Below are 17,651 nucleotides of genomic sequence, written 5' to 3'. Positions count from 1 at the left end.
AGCTCAGGCGGTTTCCTTCATCTCGGCTTCTATTTTGCGCCAGTCACGAGTGACCAGCTTTTCCTGGATGCAGGTGCGAGTTTCCAGCAGGCCATTGCGGATCCAGTGCCACGTTCGGCAGCGATTCTCGCCATCGTCCGAGAGCTGGATCATCTCGTAGAGATAGAGGTCGGGATCGCCGGTGCGCTGCCAGTATAGCATCATAGTGCGATCGAATTTGTCCAGCTGAACGGCAGAGCACCAGCCCTGGATCAGGTCGTTATCCCACCACAGTCTCCCGTTGCGATACTCGGCGGGGAAATCGCGGATTTCCTTGCGGCCATCGTCCCAGGTATAGTGGTTGGTCTGGTGGTAGAGATGCGGGCCGTCGTCTGGAATGCGGCAGATCAGGCGGCTGGCGTGCTCGTCGACCTTTTCGTTTTCGGCATCGAAATAGGCATAGGTGCCATCCCACACGCCTTCGTGGCGGGCGAGCAGGGGCATCTGGTGGCGAATGTCGATCACTGTGTCTGGCCTTTCTTTCTTGCGACTAAAGCATCATGCCATTGCCGCGCTGCGGCGCCGGCACGCAATCTTGCACGCGCGCGAAGCGCCAACGCGGCGGGCTCCAGCGCCTCTTGGTTGACCGGAATCGCGTTGTCCCTGCTGGCAACATACCATGGTTTGAAGAAGACTTCTGCGCGCGCTGCTCCCCATGCGCGCTGCAGGTGTTCGCCAAATCGATGCGGAGAGACATCAGGATAGAGCAAATCGGTATCACCTTGGGGCGGCGTAGCCCAGACGATTTCGCTCGCGCCCAGTGCATCGGCCGCCTGCTCGACCGACAATGCAATGTCGCCGACATCATCGGACAGGCCGTGGCCGGGCACATCGATCGCGATTTCATCCGCGCCCGGATCTGACAGTTCGTCTGCGGGGGCATGGGTGATCAGCCGCCTGGCGCCTGGTGTGCCGCGCCAATGGATAAGCGCGTCGCCGACAGACACCCAGCCTTCGGTCGGGTCTTCAGGCAAATCGGGCGAGTCGCCTGGTGCAGCATGCTGCTGAAGGAATGCGAGACTGGCCGCTTGCTGGTCGGAAGGTGTTTTAACTTTCCTTGCCGACCAATTCGCAGGCATCTCGCCGAGCCTATCGATATGCGGCTGCAGCGGATCGCCTTGGTATGCGGTGATCAGCACCGGCGGGGTCGGAGCGTCAGCATCGGGAATGTCGCGCGGCGCGCGCAGCACCGCGCCGTAACCGGCGCGATAAGCACTTCCGGAGTCAAGCAGGCACGTGACGGTTAGACTGGCCCGCTCGAGATCGGAATGGGGACCAGGCAGACGTGCTTCATCTCGCGTATCGAACCACGGAAAGAACCAGCTCTGTTCGAGCACACGATTCCACAGCCACGCCAGATGTTCGCCATAGGCGCTTGGGCGGAATTCAGGCAGGTAGCTCTCTCCGAAGATCCGCATCTCGTCGTCGGTCCAGATCGCATAGCCACCCACTGCGAGGCAGGAGAAAAGCTTCGGATATCGCTTCACAGCCCCGACCAGGATGATACCGCCCGAATGGAAGCCGTAGGCGGCGCATCCAGCGATGCCCATCGCATTTACGAATTCGGCCAGTGCATCGGCGAATTCGCCGATCTCCGGCTCACCTGAGAGCGGGTCTGACTGGCCAAAGCCTGGAGTGTCGGGCGCGATGCAGGTGAAGTGTCCGCCCCATTCCCGCATGAGGGGTTCGTACTCTTTCGAACTCGTTGGGCTCTGGTGCGCCATCAGTAGGACCGGACCATTGCCGCTGCGGCGATAGTGGACCTTGCGCCCGGTTTCGGGGATGGTGAGGATGTGGCGTGTAATCATCGTCGATAATTTGTCCGGACAAATTTTACTCGACAAGCCTCTACGCGTGTTTATTGTCTCCTGTCAAAGTGGAATCGGAGCAAAAATTGATGAGCGAACAGCTCGGTACGAAGATGGTCGAAGACGGAAAGACGGCCAGGCAGATCTTCGAAGAGGTCATGGCCAATCCGGCGCGCAAGAAGTTCGGTTTTGGCGAGAAGCTGGCGATCGTGAATGTCGATGTGCAGCAGGCTTATACCAGGCTCGACATGTTCAAGACCTCTTATGAAACCGACCCCCGGCAGATCGAATATCTCAATACGATTAGCCGTCTCGCGCGTGAGCGCGGAATGCCGGTGATTTGGAGCCGCGTTGCCTACAAGGATGACGCGGGCGATGCCGGGGTTTGGGGCACACGTACCAATACCGAGGATTCGCTCCAGAACATCAAATACGACAGCGAACGCCACCAGTTCGATCCCCGCTGCGAGATCGATCCACACGACCTGACCTATACCAAGCGCATGCCGAGCGCCTTTTTCGAAACGTCGCTGGCAAGCTATCTTACCTTTCACCGCGTCGATACGGTCGTGGTGACGGGGGGCTCGACTTCGGGCTGCGTGCGCGCGACGGCGGTGGACTCGCTCAGCCATGGCTATCGCACCATCGTCCCGATCGAGACCTGCGCCGACAAGCACGAAAGCTATCACTTCGCCAATCTGACCGACCTGCAGCTCAAATATGCCGATGTCGAACCGGTGCAGGCGGTGATTGACTGGCTGGAGGCGCGCTGACGTCATGCAGGAAGGCGCGTCCGATCCCGGTCTCTACGACTATCATCCGTACAAGAACCGCAAGAAGATCGTCTGGCCCGAAGGCAAGACTTGCGCCGTGTGGGTCGCGCCAAACCTCGAATATTACGAGGTCGATCCGCCGGTAAATCCGCACCGTAAGCCCTGGCCCAAGCCGCATCCGGATGTGGTCGGCTTTTCCTACCGCGATCACTCCAACCGAGTGAGCCACTGGCGCATGGCCGAGGTGATGAGCCGGCACGGCTTTCCCGGCTCGGTCAGCCTGTCGGTCGCGTTATGCGATCATCACCCCGAAGTGGTGCAGGACGGGGCCGAGCGCGGCTGGGAGTTCTTTAGCCACGGCATCTACAACACACGTTATTCCTATGGGATGGACGAAGCGCAGGAACGCGCGATCATCGAGGACTCGATCGAAACCGTGGAGCGCGCAACCGGCCAGCGTATCCGCGGCTGGCTCGCCCCGGCGCTGACGCATACTCCGCGCACGCTCGATCTGATTGCCGAGTACGGGCTCGATTACACCTGCGATCTCTATCACGACGACCAAGTGCAGGAGGTGAAGGTCGCCAAGGGCAAGCTCGCCTCGATTCCCTACAGCCTCGAAGTCAATGACCATTACGGCTTCAACGTATATGGAATGGCGGGCCGCGAATATGCCGATAGCCTGATCCGTCAGTTCGAACGGCTGGCGAGCGAAGGTGAGCAATCCGGCACTGTCATGTGCATTCCGCTCCACGCTTACCTCATTGGGCAGCCGCACCGGATCGGTCCGTTCGAGGAGGCTTTGCGGCATATCGCCAATGATCCGCGCTGCTGGAAAGCGCGTGCGGGAGAGATCATCGATAGCTGGAGGGCGCAGCAATGAGCCTCGATCCCTCCTATACCCAATATCCGCATCGGGGCGAAGGCTACGACCATGATCTCTACGAATGGTCGAACATCCACGCACGCGAGCCGGTACGCTGGCCAGGCGACAAATCCGTTGCCGTCTCGGTGATGGTGAACCTCGGATACTTCCCGATCACGCCGGAGGATAAACCGTTCCGCGCCCCCGGGCATATGGTCACGCCCTATCCCGATTATCGTCATTACACGGTGCGCGATTATGGAAATCGGGTCGCCGTGTTCCGGATCCTTGATGCTTTTGCTGGGCCCGGGATCACTGCCAGCTTCGCGATCAACGCCGCGGTTGCCGAGCGCTACCCTGAACTGATTGAAGCAGTGAAGGCGGGCGGTCACGAGATCGTTGCGCATTCGACCGATATGAACGGCACGATAGCTTCCTCGATATGCGAGGAGGAAGAGCGCGCACTGATCGCCGACGCCCTGTCGCGGCTGGAGATGGCAGCAGGCGTTAAGCCAAGCGGCTGGCATTCGATCGCCCGCTCGCAGAGCTTCCGCACGCTCGATATCCTCAAGGAACATGGCCTTTCGTGGTGCGCCGACTGGGTGAACGACGAGCTGCCCTATCGCTTTAGCAACGGGCTGGTTGCGCTTCCCTCCAGTGTCGATCTCTCCGATCAGCAGATCGTCGCGGCGCAGCAGCATTCGGCGGAAGCCTGGGCGCAGATGATGCGCGATGCGTTCGACTGGCTGGCGCAGGAAGCGGCGGAGCAATCATCGGCGCGCGTATTGCCGATGCAACTGACGCCTTACATCATGGGCCAGCCGTTCCGGATCGAAGCGCTGGAGGAACTGCTGGGCGATTTGGCGGGCCGCACCGAGGCGTGGTTCGCGACCGGATCACAGATTGTTGGCGCGTGGGAGCAGCAGCAATGAAGGCAATCAACCCTCGCACCGGCGAAACTGACTATGAGTTCGCGGAAAGCAGCCTTGGCGAAGTAGCCGCCGCTGCGCAGCGCCTTCGGGATCGGCAAGCCGATTGGGAGAAAAAGGGGCCGGAAGCGCGGGCCAAGGTGCTTGTCGCGATGGCCGAAGCGGTGGAAGCGCGGTCGGCCGATATTGCCGATGCGCTTGCCATCGACACCGGGCGGCAGGCAGTGGCGCGGATGGAGGCCTTTGGTTTCGCGGGCAGCTTGCGGCGCTGGGCCGCGCGCGGGCCAGAACTTTTCGCCGGACTGCCGCGCGATCGCAGGCCTTCGGCAACGCCGGGGGTCGAGCTGGAAACGCGCTATTCCGCCTATCCGCTGTTCGGAGCCATTGCGCCGTGGAACTTCCCCGTTATCCTCAGCCATATCGATGCCAATGCAGCGCTGATGGCGGGTTCGGCAGCGCTGGTGAAGCCGTCGGAGATCACCCCGCGCTGGGTCGAGCCGATGCGCGAAGTGCTTGCCCAAGTCCCTGAATTACCGCTCGAATATGTCATGGGTGGGCCGGAAGTGGGCCAGGCGTTGATCGAGCAGGTGGACTATGTGTGCTTTACCGGCTCGACCGCTACGGGTCGCAAAGTCGCCGAAGCGGCGGCGCGCAACCTCATCCCCGCCAATCTTGAACTGGGGGGCAAGGATCCGCTGATTGTTACGGCCAGCGCCGATCCGATCTGGGCCGCACAGGTCGCTTTGCGCGCCTCTATCGTTGCGACCGGGCAGGCCTGCCAGTCGATCGAACGGATCTACGTCGCGCGCGAAATTGCCGAACTATTCCTGGAGGAACTGGTGCGCGGGGCCGAAGCGGTCGAACTGGCATATCCCGATCCGGGCAAGGGCCACCTGGGGCCATTTATCTTCCCTCCGCAGGCCAGCAAGGTTGCTGAGCAGATCGATACAGCGCACGCCGCGGGTGCGAGGGTGCTGACGGGCGGCGAGGTTGAGAACCACGGCGGCGGGGCATGGATGCGCCCGACTATCCTCACCGATGTCACACCCGACATGGCGGTCATCCGCGAAGAAACCTTCGGGCCGGTGCTGCCGGTCATTGTCTATGACGACATCGGCGATGCGATCGCGCAGGCCAATGACACCACTTACGGCCTGTCTGCTGCGGTGCTGGCCGGATCGCTCGACGAAGCCGCCGAAGTGGGCGCGCAGATTGATGCCGGGGCGATCAGCCTGCAGGATGGTGCGATGACCTCGATGGTCAATGATGCGACCAATATGTCGCGCAAGACCTCGGGCCTTGGTCCCAGCCGGATGGGCGATGAAGGCATGCTGCGGTTCCTGCGCCAGCAAGCACTGATCCGCCGCGTTACCGAAGCGCCCACCATCGAAGCCTATGCCGAGGACGCGCGTTAGTGGGCAATCGCGCAGAGCTCGAAGCGGTGATGCCCGCGATGCTGCTCCATGAGGGATGGTGGGACGGATGGTATCGCCACATCGATTCCGACGGCACTCCCATCGATGCGCACAAGGTCAAGACGCATTGCGAATTCCCCGACAGCGGCGAATGGCATTACATCCAGCACAACTGGCTTAGCTGGGAAGACGGCAGCGAGGCGACGTACGAATTCGGCGGCAGGCTGGCGGGCGACAAGCTCGTCTGGGAGACCGATCGTTTCGGCGGTTATGGCTGGCAAAGCCATGAAGACACGCTGATGCTCAAGCTCGACCGGCAGGATGAGCCCGAAGCCTATTACATTGAAATGATTGCGATTGCAGCCGATCGCCAGACCCGCTCGCGAACCTGGGAATGGTTCAAGAACGGGCGGCCCTGGAAGTGGACGCTATGCAACGAACACAGGATAGAACCGTGAGCATAATTGCATCGCTTGCCCTTGCAGCCAGCCCTAACGGAGCACTTGCCGAGGAGGCTGGGCACACTGAAGCTGCGGCTTGCGATGATCCCGTCATCATGGCGGTCATGGGCCCGACGCACGACCGCGAGCGCATGATTGCCTATGCCCAGGCGATCGCTGCAACGGGCATGTACCAGCGCCTCGGGGCCTATTACCTCAACGGCTTCCCGATAGCTCATTTCGAAGGTGAAGCGCCGGAGAACCACGCGCTCTTGCTGGTGCGCTTCCCCTGCCTCGAGAATGCCAAGGCCTTCTGGTATTCGGATGAGTATCAGAATAACATCGTGCCGATGCGGCAGAACCCTTCGGCGGGCGATTACCTCGTGCGCGTCTATCCGGAAATAGCGCTGCGCGAGGACATAGTCGGCAAGGTCGGCTCCAACGCCTACATCGCGGAATTCAACGGCAGCTCAATTCCCGATGTGCCGCGCTATGCTGATCCGGCGGATCTCGTGATCGGCGCCGATGCCGACGATATCGAACCGCATGATTACAATACGGGATGGGCCGACCGGGTGCTGCTGCGCGAAGGCGACAAGGGTGATTACGTCGCCCGCATCACGGTCAAGAGCGAGCGCGGCAACACATTCGGCAAGCTGCCGCGTAATTACCAGGTCTATGTCCTCAACGGTGAGCTCACGCTGGCGGGCTTTACGCTGGGCGGCGGTGATTTCCTCCATCTGCCGCAAGGCTCCGAGATGGGTGCAGTCTCCGGAAAGCCCGGTACGACCTACCTCCTGTTCGGCGATGCACCGCAGGAGAATGCGCCCGAGCCCGATGCGCCGCTGGTGTCTCGCGGTACGGAAGTGGACTGGCGCCCCGGAACGGTGGCGCAGGATGCCGGCGAGGAAGTGGCGCTCTACATCAAGCCGCTGTGGACCGATGAGGAAACCGGCGCGCGGGTCCATCTGGTACAAAGCGCGGCGGGCGTTGCGGTGCCGTGGGAGATTCATCCGGGCGTGGAGGAAGCTTACCTGCTCGAAGGCGATTACCACCTCAAGGAATGCCTGCCCTCGGGCCTCAAGAGCTTCGACTACAATCCCGGCGGCTATCTCTACCGGCCCGGCGGGCTGATGCATTCGGGCCCGGATTCGACCAGCAGCGCGGGCGCAACCTGGCTCATCCGCACCCAAGAGAAATTGACCGCGGTGTTCTATCCCTATTGTCCATCGGCACCCGTGCCCGAAGAAAGCGAATAGATATGAAAATTTGGCAGATCGGCAGCGGCAACGACATCGACAGCCTGCACCAGGTCGAGGTCGACGATCCCGTGGCCGGTCCGGGAGAAGTCGTGGTCAAGGTTATTGCGGCGGGGCTCAATTACCGCGACCTGATGATCATTCGCCACCAATATGGCGGCGCCAAAGCGCCCGATCGGGTCCCGCTGTCAGATGGTGTCGGCGTTGTGGAATCGCTCTGCGAAGGCGTCGAGGGTCTCGCCGCCGGCACCCGCGTCATCACGCCGCATTTCGTCACCTGGCTGGAAGATGTAGGCTACAATTACGGCATTTTTGCGAAGGATCTTGGCGTCACCGCCAATGGCTGGCTGGCAGAGAAGATCGTCCTTCCTGCGGCGGCGGTTGTGCCGCTTCCCGATAGCGTTTCGGACGAAACGGCGGCGACGATGGCGGTCGTCGGCGGCACGGTATGGCATGCGATGGTCGCATTCGGCGGGGCCGAGGTGGGCAAGTTGGTCCTGGCACAGGGGACTGGCGGCGTATCGGTGTTCTCGCTGCAGCTGGCCAAGGCACTGGGCGCTGACTTCGCGATTACGTCTTCAAGCGAAGAGAAGCTCGCTCGCGCGAGAGAGATGGGCGCGGATTTTACTGTCAACTACCGCGAGCGTGAAGACTGGGCCGCAGCGCTGCTTGAGGCAACCGGCGGACGCGGCGCGGACGTTGTGGTCGACACGCTGGGCTTTCCCGCACTCGGCCAGACAGTCGCAGCAACCGCCGTCAATGGTCGGATCGGGACATTGGGCGCGCTTTCGGGCACGCCGCAGGACACGGCGAGCGCCAGCCAGGGCGAGATCATCGGCAAGAACATCACCATCAAGGGGATCGCTTCGGGCAGCCGCAATATGCTCGGCCAGGCGCTGGACGTGGTCGCGAGCAATGATATCGAGATGATTATCGACCGCGAATTTGCATTCGGCGATGCGCCGGAAGCCTACCGCTACCTCGATAGCGGTGCGCATATGGGCAAGGTGATGATCAGGGTCGGATAGGCCGAATGTCCGCTAACGACCCAATTGCGGACGTTTGTCGTTCAGGAAGTCGCGCCTGACACTTGACGTTGGACTAGGTGGTGTCCGCGCCCGGCGAAACAACGATCTCAACTGCCCGATGGATACGCGCGCGTATCGCGGGTAATTCTCTTTCTTGTGGGGGCAAGTGCCCCCTCATACTCAATAGACCGTGAATCAGCGCCCAAAGCGCAAAAGCGCCTTCATGGGCTGATGGGTCGGAATTGTTTTTTGCAATTGCTCGCGAGTAGGCGTCTGCAAGATGAAGGAATGCCGTCTTCGCGCCTTCGCGCGATCCGTTCGATGGCGAGAAGTCCGATCCTTCAATATCGAACATGAGGGCGTAACGGCTTGGTTGGGCCGCCCAGAAATCGATGTATCGGTCAATCATCGCGATGAGGCGATCGTAAGGATCCCCGTTCGAATCGCCCTGCGCGACATGCGCAGCAAGGTCCTCAAAGCCGTGTAGATACAGTGCATCGAGAACGCCGTCGCGGCTGCCGAAGGCCGTATAGACTGCCATAGTCGATACTCCCGCCTCAGCGGCAATTCTGCGAACCGTCAAATCACGCAGATCGCCATCCTCGAGCAGCCGGATCGCCGCATCTAAGAGCTCATCGTGTATTTTTCCGGAACGTCGGTAAGTCTTGTTCATTTCAATAACACTGTTATAGCGTTGTTATCGTCGACAACACAACAACGAATATGGAGCAAGAGAGCGTGACCTCAAAATGCAGAACGGTCAAAGGTGTAATCTCGGAACTGACCCAAGAACACGGAAGCGACAAGGCGCTTGCGATCGCGATCCACGACTTCGTTCGAGACGAGATCGCTTTCGGCTTTACGCCCTATTTCGACGCGGCCTCTCCCGCGACCACGCTCAAGCTAAAAGTTGGACATTGTAATCCTCAGGCGCGCCTGGTCGTCGCCTTGTTCCGCGAAGCCGGTTTCGAAGCGCGGTTTCAACCAGTCACAATTTCCGACGAGGTACTTCGCGGCGCTGTGTCGGCTGTGCCGCGACTTTCGCATGTCTTTGCCGAGGTTCGAGTCGATGGTAAATGGGTGCGACTGGACAGTTACATTGCCGATCCTGCCTTGCGGACAGCGGCTGTGGAGCGTCTGGAGTGCGAGCAGAGAGTATTGGGCTATGGCTGCCACGTATCGGCGACGGGCAAGTGGGACGGGAAGAGTGATAGCTTCTCGCAAGTCGCGACGCCCGATCTCATCGAGGAACTTCACGAGCCTGTTAGCGAGATTGAAGATTTCTATCGCTCAGACAAATATCTTCATCGAGGTGGACCGCTAACTTTCGACACGATGTTCGCGCTTGGCCGACCGCTGCCGGACTTGTTTATGACCGTTATGAATCGTCGACTGAACGCGCTTCGAGAATCGAGGCCGGGGCAGCTTTCGAGCCAAATCAGCCGGTAGCAGACTGTCCGCTACCCACCCATTTGCAGACGTTGATCGACAAGGTGAAGATTGAGGGTAACGCCCTAGAATTCGAGCGCGACTTTACCCATCGATTCTCCGGCTCCCAGTCGCTCGACAAGCTCGGGGACAGCATCGATCCCGCGCATGCCGTGATCATCGATGGCGACGCTGATTTTCCCTTGCCGGTGGAGCTCCAATACAGCCTCGCGCGCGGCCGGCCATAGTTCGGTCAGCAATCCGTTCATGAAGGCGTGGACCGAAGCGCCCTTGTAATAGAGCTTGTGGCCGATGCGCGGCGATGTGACCTGCTGTGGCTCGCCCTCCATGTCGCTTGCCCAGCCGCTGATCACGCAGCGTCCATGCGTCGCCAGGTTATCGATGAAAGCGTCGAAGATCGGACCGCCAACGGTGTCGAGCGCGACGTCGATCCGGTCAGGGTATTCCGCCGCGAGGACTTGCGCCACATCTTCGGATCGGTAGTCGATGACCCGGTCCGCGCCGAGCGAGCGGACGAACTCAGCCTTTTGCGGGCCGCCGCAAATCGCCACCACATGGCACCCCAACGCCTTGCCGATCTGCACATCGAGATGGCCGAGGCCGCCCGCCGCAGCGGAGATAGCCAGCACTTCACCCGATTTGAGCTCGCCCGTGTGGGTGAGGCCCAGCCAGGCAGCCACGCCCGAAGAGGCGAGTGCCAGATGGCTGCTATCGGCTCGCGTTATGTTGACGAAACTCTCGACCGGACCGAGCGCGATTTCGCGGTAACCGTTGCCGAACCGAGTGCTCGCCACCGCGTCGCCCACCGCGATGCCCGTTACTCCAGGGCCAATTGCCTCGACTTCGCCCACCGCCTCGACCCCGGTGTAGAAGGGCGGGCTGAGCTTGACGAAATCGACCAGGTTGCGGGCACATTGTGTATCGAAAATGCCATTGATGCCGCACCACCTGTTGCGGACCCTGATTTCACCGGGACCGGGATCGGTGATAGGCAGCTCCACGATGCGCGTGGCTTCGGCAAAGCTGTCGGCGAAGCGGAACTGTTCGATCGCGCGGTAGCTATCGACCATCGACCGGAGCCTATCGCTCCAGCTCGACCAGCTCGTAGCGGTTCATCATATAGCCGTCGATCGAGCCATAAACGAGCACGCTGTCGTCATCGGCGGTGACCCACATGTCGAAATCGGGATGGGTTACGCCGCCCATGCCTTCGTCGCTGTCATCGACATAGCGATAGCGGCGGCACTGGAAGGTCCCGGCTTCGACCGTCTTCTCCTCTTCGCCGACATATTCCATCGTCATTTCGACTTCGGCGATTTGCGGCGGGGTTGCGCCGCGATGATCGGGCGAGGGGAGGAAGAAGCGAAGCTTGCGTTTGTGCGGGCCCTGGCTGGTGTCCATCAAGCGGGTGGAAAAGCCGTCGCCGACAACGGGATGCGTTCCGAAAGCATCAAACTCGCCGGCGTCACGCGTTTCCGAATTGCGACCGATCGAGGGGCCGAAGCTCTCGCACGTGATCTGGTCGTTCGCCTGGTCATAGCGCATCCAGCCCGAGCCGAGGAACTCATCGCCCAGCGTAAGGTGGACGAGCAGGTTCTGCGGTTTGCGGTCCGGCCCGATATGGCAGATGATATTGCGCAGCACCGTCGGATCGGGTTCCTCGATCTCGCATTGCGCGCTCATGATCACCGAACCATCGGCGTGATGCGTGAAATTGAACCATTCGCGCCCGCGCTCCTGGCCTTCCATGCCTTCCTTCATCGAGGTGTAGCGGATTTGTCCGCGGACATTTCTGTGTATCATGGCCGACGCTCCATCAGATGATCCCTGCCTTATCCAGTCTTTCAATCACGGCCTCTTGCGCGCGCCTGAAATAGTCGCGCTCGGGCACCGCGGAGTTGCCGCCCTCCATCATGCCGTTGGGGCGATGGAAATCCTGCGCCGCAGCGGCATAGGCTTGCGCAAACAGGTCGGGCCGCTGGCGCGCTAGATAATTGGTCATTGCCGGGGTGCGGCGTGCCTCGCGCAAAGCCCCGAGATCGATCGTGGCAAAAGCGGTGAAGGTCTCGCCGTCATTGCTTTCCGCGACAACCTTGCCCTTGAAATCGACGATGCTCGAATTGCCCTCGGCACTGTTGAGCGGCAGCGTGGTGCCGCTAATCCCTGCGGTGTTCGCCGAGACGACATAGGCCATGTTCTCGAAAGCGCGCGCCTGCTTCGCTACGTCCTTGTTGGTGGCGAGTGGCGAGCCGACTTCGCTTGAGCAATGGACGAAGATCTCGGCCCCGCGGAAGGCGAGTGCGCGCGCAATCTCGGGATAGAGGATCTCCTCGCTTGCGATCGCGGCGATGCGGCCGATCTCGGTATCGGCCACGGGGAAGACGCCTTCCAGCCCATACTTGTCGAGATAGGCATCCCACACATCGTGCGGGCTTGGCGCGAACATCGACACCAGCCTGCGATAACGTAGCACCACATCACCCGATGGCGCGACGAGGAAGCTTGTCTGGAAGTAGAAATCGGGGAAGGCCTCGTCGGTTTCGTAGGCATTGCCCGCGATATGCATCTTGAGCCGCTGCGCCATGGCGCCCAGCGCTTCGTATTCCGCACCGCCCGCTGCAAAGCCGACCTTGGCGGCGAAGTCCGGGATCGTCACCGGGCCGGGATAGGACGTGAAGAGGTATTCAGGCAGCACCGCCAGCTTCACGGGATGGCCCGCATACTGTCCGATGAAGATCGAGGCGCTGCGGATCTGCGGCTCGATATCGGCGATATGCTGCTGGATCGCGGCGCGCGCCGAAGCCGCGTCGGGATGCTTGTCGAGCGCGCGTGCGGTGAGCTGCATCGCGACGGCTGAGTAGGTATGGGGGCTGCTCACATTCTCTCCCGTTTCAATTGCGCTGGCCACACCCGGTGCAAGCCCTGCGCATATTCCTGCTGCTATCGCCCGCCTGCGGTCGAGAGCAAATCCTGTCAAAGCCCAAGCGATCCCGGGTTCATCAGCCCGCGCGGATCGACCTGACGCTTGATCGCGCTGAGCAGGGCTTTCGCCGCCGGATCGAGGCTGTCCTGATAACGATAGGCGCGCCCGATCTGGAGATGCGCCGCCTCATGCTCGAACATCAGGTCGATCATCTGCTGTTTAAGGCGCTGTGTAACCGCGCGGCCTTCCGGATTGTCATCGAGTTTGGGTAAGCGCGATAGGTGCGCATCCTCGACCGTGTCCTCGATCACGGGATTGCGCGCATCGGGCCAGTAGAGACACGGCTCGATCACTACACCTGCGCCGCCGACCGCTGCAACGAGCGTGCCGAAATGGATGCCCTGCGCGTCCATCTCTGCGGCATTGTCGGCAAAGAATTGCGAAATCGCTGCATAGAACCGGGGTGCCTGCGAGTGGCTGAAGAGCCCGTGGATCGGGGCCCAGCGCTCACCGTCTGGCCCCAGCATCGAATTGAGCGGGACGAAGGGATTGGCGCGCACGATCTTGGGAATGGTGTTCTCGACCTCCTCGCCGCCATGCGACAGCGCGAGAGAGCGGGCATGCGCGCAATCGGCATCGGCAGAAGCTTGGTTGCGGCCCTCGGTCATGACATGGAGCGAGAAGTTCGCATCCTTGAGGAAATCGCGTCCGGCCAGCGCCACCTTGGCGCCTTCCTTGAGCGCCTTGAGGACCGAGCCCTGCTTCTTCATCATGCCGACCAGTTGCTTGGCGTCGCCGGCGAGGCTGTCACGCTTCATCCGAATGGCATTGAGGTGTGGATCAAAGCCGAAGCACTCAGTCGCGATCCCGGCGCGCTCGATCGCCGACATCGCGCCAAGGACCTCTTCGTGCGTATCGAAGCCGAAGCTGGCGAAAGCGTTGGCAGCCGCTTCGGGTACCAGGTTCAAGGTGATTTCCGCCTTGATGCCCAATGCGCCCGTATCGGCGAGGAACAGCCCAGTGAGGTCGGGGCCATAGGGCCGAGCGAAATCCTTGCCGAGCTTCATCAGCGTGCCGTCTGCGAGAGCGATTTCGAGCGAAAGGCAGCTCAGCGCAGCTGTGCCATGCCGCCCCGTACCCCAGAAGATCGCATTCTGGCTCATCCCGCCGCCTACTGTCGCCTTGAGACCCGAAAGCGTGCCCCACATCGGCGTGCGCAGCTTGTGATGCGACAGGCGTTCATACAGCGCAGCCCAAGTGCATCCTGGCTCGACCCGTACGTACATGTCGGTGTCATTGACTTCGAGGACCCGGTTCATCTTCGCGAGGTCGAACAGCACGGCGCCGGGCTGGTCGGACGTCAGGCCGCCAGTGTAGCTCATGCCCCCGCCGCGCGGGACAACCGCATGGCCCGCATCGGTCGCGATCCTGATCGCTGCTGCCAACTGGTGCTTGTCCGCCGGACGGACCACTGCGGCGAGATCGGCACCGCGCGAGTAGATATCGTGCGCATAGAAATCGAGCGAAGTCTCGTCAGTGAGGACTTCTGCGCCGCTGGCGCCCAATTGATCGGCGAATGTCTGTTCTACAATTGTGGCCATCACGCTGGCTCCATCACTGCGGTTTCATCTTCTTCGGGCACGGTCAGCTCCGGATACTTGCCAAGCAGGAGCAGCAGTCCGCCGCCGACCACAAAGCCGCCAATCGCGATGGTCAGGATCGGATTGAAGCTGCCCGTCGCATCATAGACCATGGCATAGACGATCGGCGAGATGGCCGAGAACATGCCAAACGGAAGGTATAGCATGCCGTAGATCTTGCCGTAATGGGCCATGCCGAAATAGCGCCCGGTCAGATAAGCGATCAGGTCACTTTCTGCTCCGGCCGCAAAGCCAAGCAGGAAACCTGCAAATGCTGCGAGCGGGAGCGATAAATTGTCGCCCAGCAGGATGATGCAAGTGATCGCCGGGAGGCACAGCAAGGGGAAGGCGACAAAGCCCTGCCAGAAACGGTCCAGCATCAGCCCGGTGATGATGCGCCCCGAGAAAATACCGAGCCCCAGGATTCCCATTACCGTTGCGGCAGACGACGGTTCGATGCCGCGATTGCCGAGGATGGTGGGCATGTTGATGAAGGCACCGCCGAACGAGAGCGCGATAAGCGCGATCGACAGCCAGATGCAGTAAAAGCGATAATCGCGCAGTGCGGTCTTGAGCGTGACTCCCGTCAGCTGGCCGGAGTCGTTCGAGATACCGGCGGGGCGCTCGTCCATTGTCGGTTCGCGAAACAGGAGGAACGCGATCACAAGAGCGCTCATCGGCAGGATCGCGACAATCGCGAACATGGCGCGCCAGCCGTAGTTCTCGATCGCCCACACCGCGAGCTGCGGCACGACCATGGCGGCAAGGCTGGTGCCGAGGAGCAAAATGCCCAGGGCCAGGCCGCGGTTCTTGAAGAACCACAGGTTGATCGCGCGGCTCCAGGTCACCGGGGTTGAACCGATACCGACAAGGCCAACCACGACCCACAGCGAATAGTAGATGTAGAGCGTCGAGGGATCGCTGCTCGCGGGCGTGAGCGAAATCGCAGCGAAAGACACGCCGAATGCGAACAGCGACCAGAGCGCAACGGGCCTGACGCCGAAGCGGTCGGCCAATGCGCCGAACACAGGAGCCAGAAGCGCGGCGATCACGCCGAAAATGGTGATCGGAGTAACAGCTTGTGTCTGCGTCCAGCCGAACTCGGATGTGACCGGTCCGACGGTAAAGCCGATGACGTTATACGGCACCGGCGAGGCACCGCACATGACGCCGAGCATGCCGGCCAGCAGCACCTTCCAGCCTTGCGAGAATTCACCCTTGGATTTCATTCCCGCAATTCCTCCAGTTCGAATAATCCGTCCATGTAGCCTGCTACGGTCCCGCGAACATAGATGAAATCGCCATCGCTCGTCAGCCAGAAGTCGTAGGGCGGGTGATCGTTGACGATCCCCACCATCTCGAAGCGGTGGCAGTTGAACGTGCCAGCTGGCACCGTAATGTCCTCGATACCCTTGTAGCGAAAGCCGCTGGTAGAGACCTCGATCTCCGGACCGGTCGCACCGAGATGATCGAGGCTATGCACCGGATTGCGGCCCCAGAAATGCTCGCTGCCTGCACCTTTCTCGAGCGGATAGGAGGCGGCCAACCAACCATCACCCAAGAGCGCATGAATACCGAAGCCGCGCGTCGGGCGGTCGATTTCTTCGCGCTGTGAAATCCGCCCCTTTTCGTCGGTCCAGCTTTCGCCCAGCGCATAGCCGTCCTCGAAGCGAAACCAGCCAGAGCCAGTAAAGCGGCCGTGGTTCAGGATCCGCACGTAGGCATCGAGCGGCTGGAAGCCGGGATCGACAGCCAGAGTGCTGTCGCGCACCACATGACGGCCGTCGAGTTCCATTTCGCAATGGGCCACCAGCGTGCGATTGCCGTCATGGTCGCGGGTGAAAGACCAATCCTCCATACCCCAGGCATCGCCGGTCGATGCCTTGCGATAGGAAATGCGGCCTTGGCGGCGGGAGAGAGGCGTAAAGCTCACTGGGCGCGATAGAATTCAGTAATGTTGCCGTCGGGATCGCGGATCGCGAACAGGTCGACCGGGCCCAGGCCATCGATCCGCACGCCCTTTGCTTCGTAGGCAGCAGTCAGACCTTTGCTCTCAAGTTCCGCGCGGTAACCATCCAGATCCCTGACTGGATAGCGCACCGAGATATGTCCGAGGTTGGGAAGCGAGGCGCGGTCGGCGTGGTCCGCTCCAGTGAAGCCTTCGATCTGCATCACTTCGACGCGGCCAGTCTCGCCTGGGAGACTGGGCTGCAAAGCGGCGGCACCGCGCTTGATATCGGGGGTGTAGTTGAGCGGGATGCCGAAGTTGGACGGCGTGGGATCGGCAGGCTCGCTATTGCCGGAGAACAGCGTGTCGAAGCCCAGGGTCTCTGAGTAAAAGCGCTCCGAAACATGGCGATCGCGCACCATGCGCATGGAATTGAATGCCTGGCTGATCCGCCCTACCGGGAAATCGGCAAAATCGGGGCTGATCCGCTCATAGACTGCCAGGTTGATACCATGTGGGCCGACTAAGACGATATTGCGCAAGTCCGATGTTCCGAACTGGAATCGCACCGGCTCGCTTTCCGACCACCAGCCAAGCTTGAGCGCGCGTGCGAACAGGTCGGGAATATTATCCGAGCGGACCATGACCGAATAGATCCCGCCCGTGTCCCACGCGCGTGCGCCGATACGGATCGGCTTCTGTTCTACGCCTGACAAGCGAACGAAGCGGATACATCCGGTGTCAGCTTTCGGTGCACACCATAGCTCGAAGCGGCCGGAAGCCTCTTCGGAGAGCTTCCAGTAACGCAATTCGCTCTCATCCATTTCGCCGGAAAGTCGCAGCTGCCAATCGCCCACTTCGCGGAACAGGCGAGTGGCCGGTTCGAAATCGGAGACACTCGCGATCGCCTCGGTCCACGGCTCGACGCCGTGATCCTTGGCCTCGGCATGGGCCGTGCCGGGCGCAATGATGGCCAGGCTCGCGGCAAGAAATGAGAATATCCTGGTGAGTTTCATCACGCTCGCGCCAAATTGGGAATGGAACTTTTTTGCGCAAAGATTTGTCCGGACAAATTGCTTGCTTGTCAAGCGGGCATTTGCGAAGATCATCGCCTAATAGCGCTCTCGGCGATGCT

Annotated in this window: 18 protein-coding genes; 8 read left to right on the top strand and 10 right to left on the bottom strand. The window is 61.0% G+C overall.

Annotation, left to right across the window (positions count from 1 at the left end; translation table 11 throughout):
- Window positions 1–3: 3 nt before the first annotated feature.
- Both ACEWMW_RS00415 and ACEWMW_RS00410 read right to left on the bottom strand, forming a co-directional pair.
- Window positions 4–504: a DUF3598 domain-containing protein gene (locus ACEWMW_RS00415; protein WP_409411910.1), complete on the bottom strand. Its 501-nt coding sequence runs from the start codon at window positions 502–504 to the stop codon at window positions 4–6.
- Window positions 501–1,847 carry an alpha/beta fold hydrolase gene (locus ACEWMW_RS00410; protein ID WP_409411909.1) on the bottom strand — a complete coding sequence of 449 codons (1,347 nt, stop codon included), beginning with the start codon at window positions 1,845–1,847 and terminating at the stop codon, window positions 501–503. Before ACEWMW_RS00410 ends, ACEWMW_RS00415 begins: the two co-directional genes overlap by 4 nt.
- An 89-nt stretch (window positions 1,848–1,936) precedes the next feature.
- On the opposite strand from ACEWMW_RS00410, the gene ACEWMW_RS00405 reads away from it, so the two are divergent.
- Genes ACEWMW_RS00405 through ACEWMW_RS00375 form a run of 7 tightly spaced genes read left to right on the top strand, consistent with a single transcriptional unit; the run spans window position 1,937 to window position 8,556 of the window.
- Complete coding sequence (locus ACEWMW_RS00405; protein ID WP_409411908.1) at window positions 1,937–2,620, top strand: isochorismatase family protein; 684 nt, start codon at window positions 1,937–1,939, stop codon at window positions 2,618–2,620.
- Window positions 2,598–3,503, top strand: a complete 906-nt coding sequence (locus ACEWMW_RS00400; RefSeq protein ID WP_409411907.1) for a polysaccharide deacetylase family protein — start codon at window positions 2,598–2,600, stop codon at window positions 3,501–3,503. The genes ACEWMW_RS00405 and ACEWMW_RS00400 overlap by 23 nt, the downstream gene beginning before the upstream one ends.
- Window positions 3,500–4,417 (top strand): polysaccharide deacetylase family protein, encoded by a 918-nt coding sequence (locus tag ACEWMW_RS00395; RefSeq protein WP_409411906.1) that lies wholly within the window; start codon window positions 3,500–3,502, stop codon window positions 4,415–4,417. Before ACEWMW_RS00400 ends, ACEWMW_RS00395 begins: the two co-directional genes overlap by 4 nt.
- Window positions 4,414–5,829: an aldehyde dehydrogenase family protein gene (locus tag ACEWMW_RS00390; protein ID WP_409411905.1), complete on the top strand. Its 1,416-nt coding sequence runs from the start codon at window positions 4,414–4,416 to the stop codon at window positions 5,827–5,829. The genes ACEWMW_RS00395 and ACEWMW_RS00390 overlap by 4 nt, the downstream gene beginning before the upstream one ends.
- Window positions 5,829–6,287 (top strand): hypothetical protein, encoded by a 459-nt coding sequence (locus tag ACEWMW_RS00385; RefSeq protein ID WP_409411904.1) that lies wholly within the window; start codon window positions 5,829–5,831, stop codon window positions 6,285–6,287. The genes ACEWMW_RS00390 and ACEWMW_RS00385 overlap by 1 nt, the downstream gene beginning before the upstream one ends.
- Entirely contained in the window at window positions 6,284–7,528 is a 1,245-nt protein-coding gene (locus tag ACEWMW_RS00380; protein WP_409411903.1) for a cupin domain-containing protein, read from the top strand. Before ACEWMW_RS00385 ends, ACEWMW_RS00380 begins: the two co-directional genes overlap by 4 nt.
- A gap of 2 nt (window positions 7,529–7,530) precedes the next feature.
- A complete protein-coding gene (locus ACEWMW_RS00375; protein WP_409411902.1) occupies window positions 7,531–8,556 on the top strand; it encodes a zinc-dependent alcohol dehydrogenase family protein in 1,026 nt (341 codons plus the stop codon).
- Window positions 8,557–8,629: 73 nt separating this feature from the next.
- Here ACEWMW_RS00375 and ACEWMW_RS00370 read toward each other — a convergent pair whose 3' ends face one another.
- The gene (locus ACEWMW_RS00370; protein WP_409411901.1) at window positions 8,630–9,229 is read right to left on the bottom strand and encodes a TetR/AcrR family transcriptional regulator; all 600 of its coding nucleotides are present in this window, start codon (window positions 9,227–9,229) and stop codon (window positions 8,630–8,632) included.
- A gap of 50 nt (window positions 9,230–9,279) precedes the next feature.
- Here ACEWMW_RS00370 and ACEWMW_RS00365 point away from each other — a divergent pair, with 50 nt between their 5' ends.
- Window positions 9,280–10,005 (top strand): transglutaminase-like domain-containing protein, encoded by a 726-nt coding sequence (locus ACEWMW_RS00365; RefSeq protein ID WP_409411900.1) that lies wholly within the window; start codon window positions 9,280–9,282, stop codon window positions 10,003–10,005.
- Window positions 10,006–10,070: 65 nt separating this feature from the next.
- Here the strand turns inward: ACEWMW_RS00365 and ACEWMW_RS00360 are convergent, their stop codons facing one another.
- The 7 genes from ACEWMW_RS00360 to ACEWMW_RS00330 form a co-directional block, all read right to left on the bottom strand.
- Window positions 10,071–11,075 (bottom strand): zinc-binding dehydrogenase, encoded by a 1,005-nt coding sequence (locus tag ACEWMW_RS00360; RefSeq protein WP_409411899.1) that lies wholly within the window; start codon window positions 11,073–11,075, stop codon window positions 10,071–10,073.
- A gap of 10 nt (window positions 11,076–11,085) precedes the next feature.
- A complete protein-coding gene (locus tag ACEWMW_RS00355; RefSeq protein ID WP_409411898.1) occupies window positions 11,086–11,808 on the bottom strand; it encodes a hypothetical protein in 723 nt (240 codons plus the stop codon).
- 13 nt (window positions 11,809–11,821) lie between these two features.
- Window positions 11,822–12,913 carry a nitrilase-related carbon-nitrogen hydrolase gene (locus ACEWMW_RS00350; protein ID WP_409411897.1) on the bottom strand — a complete coding sequence of 364 codons (1,092 nt, stop codon included), beginning with the start codon at window positions 12,911–12,913 and terminating at the stop codon, window positions 11,822–11,824.
- Between the two features lie 65 nt (window positions 12,914–12,978).
- Entirely contained in the window at window positions 12,979–14,529 is a 1,551-nt protein-coding gene (locus tag ACEWMW_RS00345) for an FAD-binding oxidoreductase (RefSeq protein ID WP_409411896.1), read from the bottom strand.
- On the bottom strand, window positions 14,529–15,797 hold the full coding sequence (locus tag ACEWMW_RS00340; RefSeq protein ID WP_409411895.1) for an MFS transporter: 1,269 nt from the start codon (window positions 15,795–15,797) through the stop codon (window positions 14,529–14,531). The genes ACEWMW_RS00345 and ACEWMW_RS00340 overlap by 1 nt, the downstream gene beginning before the upstream one ends.
- The gene (locus tag ACEWMW_RS00335) at window positions 15,794–16,501 is read right to left on the bottom strand and encodes a DUF3108 domain-containing protein (protein WP_409411894.1); all 708 of its coding nucleotides are present in this window, start codon (window positions 16,499–16,501) and stop codon (window positions 15,794–15,796) included. Before ACEWMW_RS00335 ends, ACEWMW_RS00340 begins: the two co-directional genes overlap by 4 nt.
- On the bottom strand, window positions 16,498–17,532 hold the full coding sequence (locus ACEWMW_RS00330) for a VOC family protein (RefSeq protein ID WP_409411893.1): 1,035 nt from the start codon (window positions 17,530–17,532) through the stop codon (window positions 16,498–16,500). Before ACEWMW_RS00330 ends, ACEWMW_RS00335 begins: the two co-directional genes overlap by 4 nt.
- Between the last annotated feature and the right edge of the window lie 119 nt (window positions 17,533–17,651).

Origin of the sequence: Litorerythrobacter xanthomarinus, assembly GCF_046254955.1 — a bacterium.
Classification (GTDB): Bacteria; Pseudomonadota; Alphaproteobacteria; order Sphingomonadales; family Sphingomonadaceae; genus Qipengyuania_C.
The sequence above is the reverse complement of the archived record's forward strand: the minus strand, read 5'-3'. Positions and strand labels throughout refer to the sequence as shown.

Bases quoted from the DNA above. Each gene is read 5' to 3' on its own strand.
- ACEWMW_RS00410 (WP_409411909.1), bottom strand. From the start codon at position 1,847: ATGATTACACGCCACATCCTCACCATCCCCGAAACCGGGCGCAAGGTC.
- ACEWMW_RS00405 (WP_409411908.1), top strand. From the start codon at position 1,937: ATGAGCGAACAGCTCGGTACGAAGATGGTCGAAGACGGAAAGACGGCC.
- ACEWMW_RS00395 (WP_409411906.1), top strand. From the start codon at position 3,500: ATGAGCCTCGATCCCTCCTATACCCAATATCCGCATCGGGGCGAAGGC.
- ACEWMW_RS00390 (WP_409411905.1), top strand. From the start codon at position 4,414: ATGAAGGCAATCAACCCTCGCACCGGCGAAACTGACTATGAGTTCGCG.
- ACEWMW_RS00375 (WP_409411902.1), top strand. From the start codon at position 7,531: ATGAAAATTTGGCAGATCGGCAGCGGCAACGACATCGACAGCCTGCAC.
- ACEWMW_RS00370 (WP_409411901.1), bottom strand. From the start codon at position 9,229: ATGAACAAGACTTACCGACGTTCCGGAAAAATACACGATGAGCTCTTA.
- ACEWMW_RS00365 (WP_409411900.1), top strand. From the start codon at position 9,280: ATGGAGCAAGAGAGCGTGACCTCAAAATGCAGAACGGTCAAAGGTGTA.
- ACEWMW_RS00360 (WP_409411899.1), bottom strand. From the start codon at position 11,075: ATGGTCGATAGCTACCGCGCGATCGAACAGTTCCGCTTCGCCGACAGC.
- ACEWMW_RS00355 (WP_409411898.1), bottom strand. From the start codon at position 11,808: ATGATACACAGAAATGTCCGCGGACAAATCCGCTACACCTCGATGAAG.
- ACEWMW_RS00345 (WP_409411896.1), bottom strand. From the start codon at position 14,529: ATGGCCACAATTGTAGAACAGACATTCGCCGATCAATTGGGCGCCAGC.
- ACEWMW_RS00340 (WP_409411895.1), bottom strand. From the start codon at position 15,797: ATGAAATCCAAGGGTGAATTCTCGCAAGGCTGGAAGGTGCTGCTGGCC.
- ACEWMW_RS00330 (WP_409411893.1), bottom strand. From the start codon at position 17,532: ATGAAACTCACCAGGATATTCTCATTTCTTGCCGCGAGCCTGGCCATC.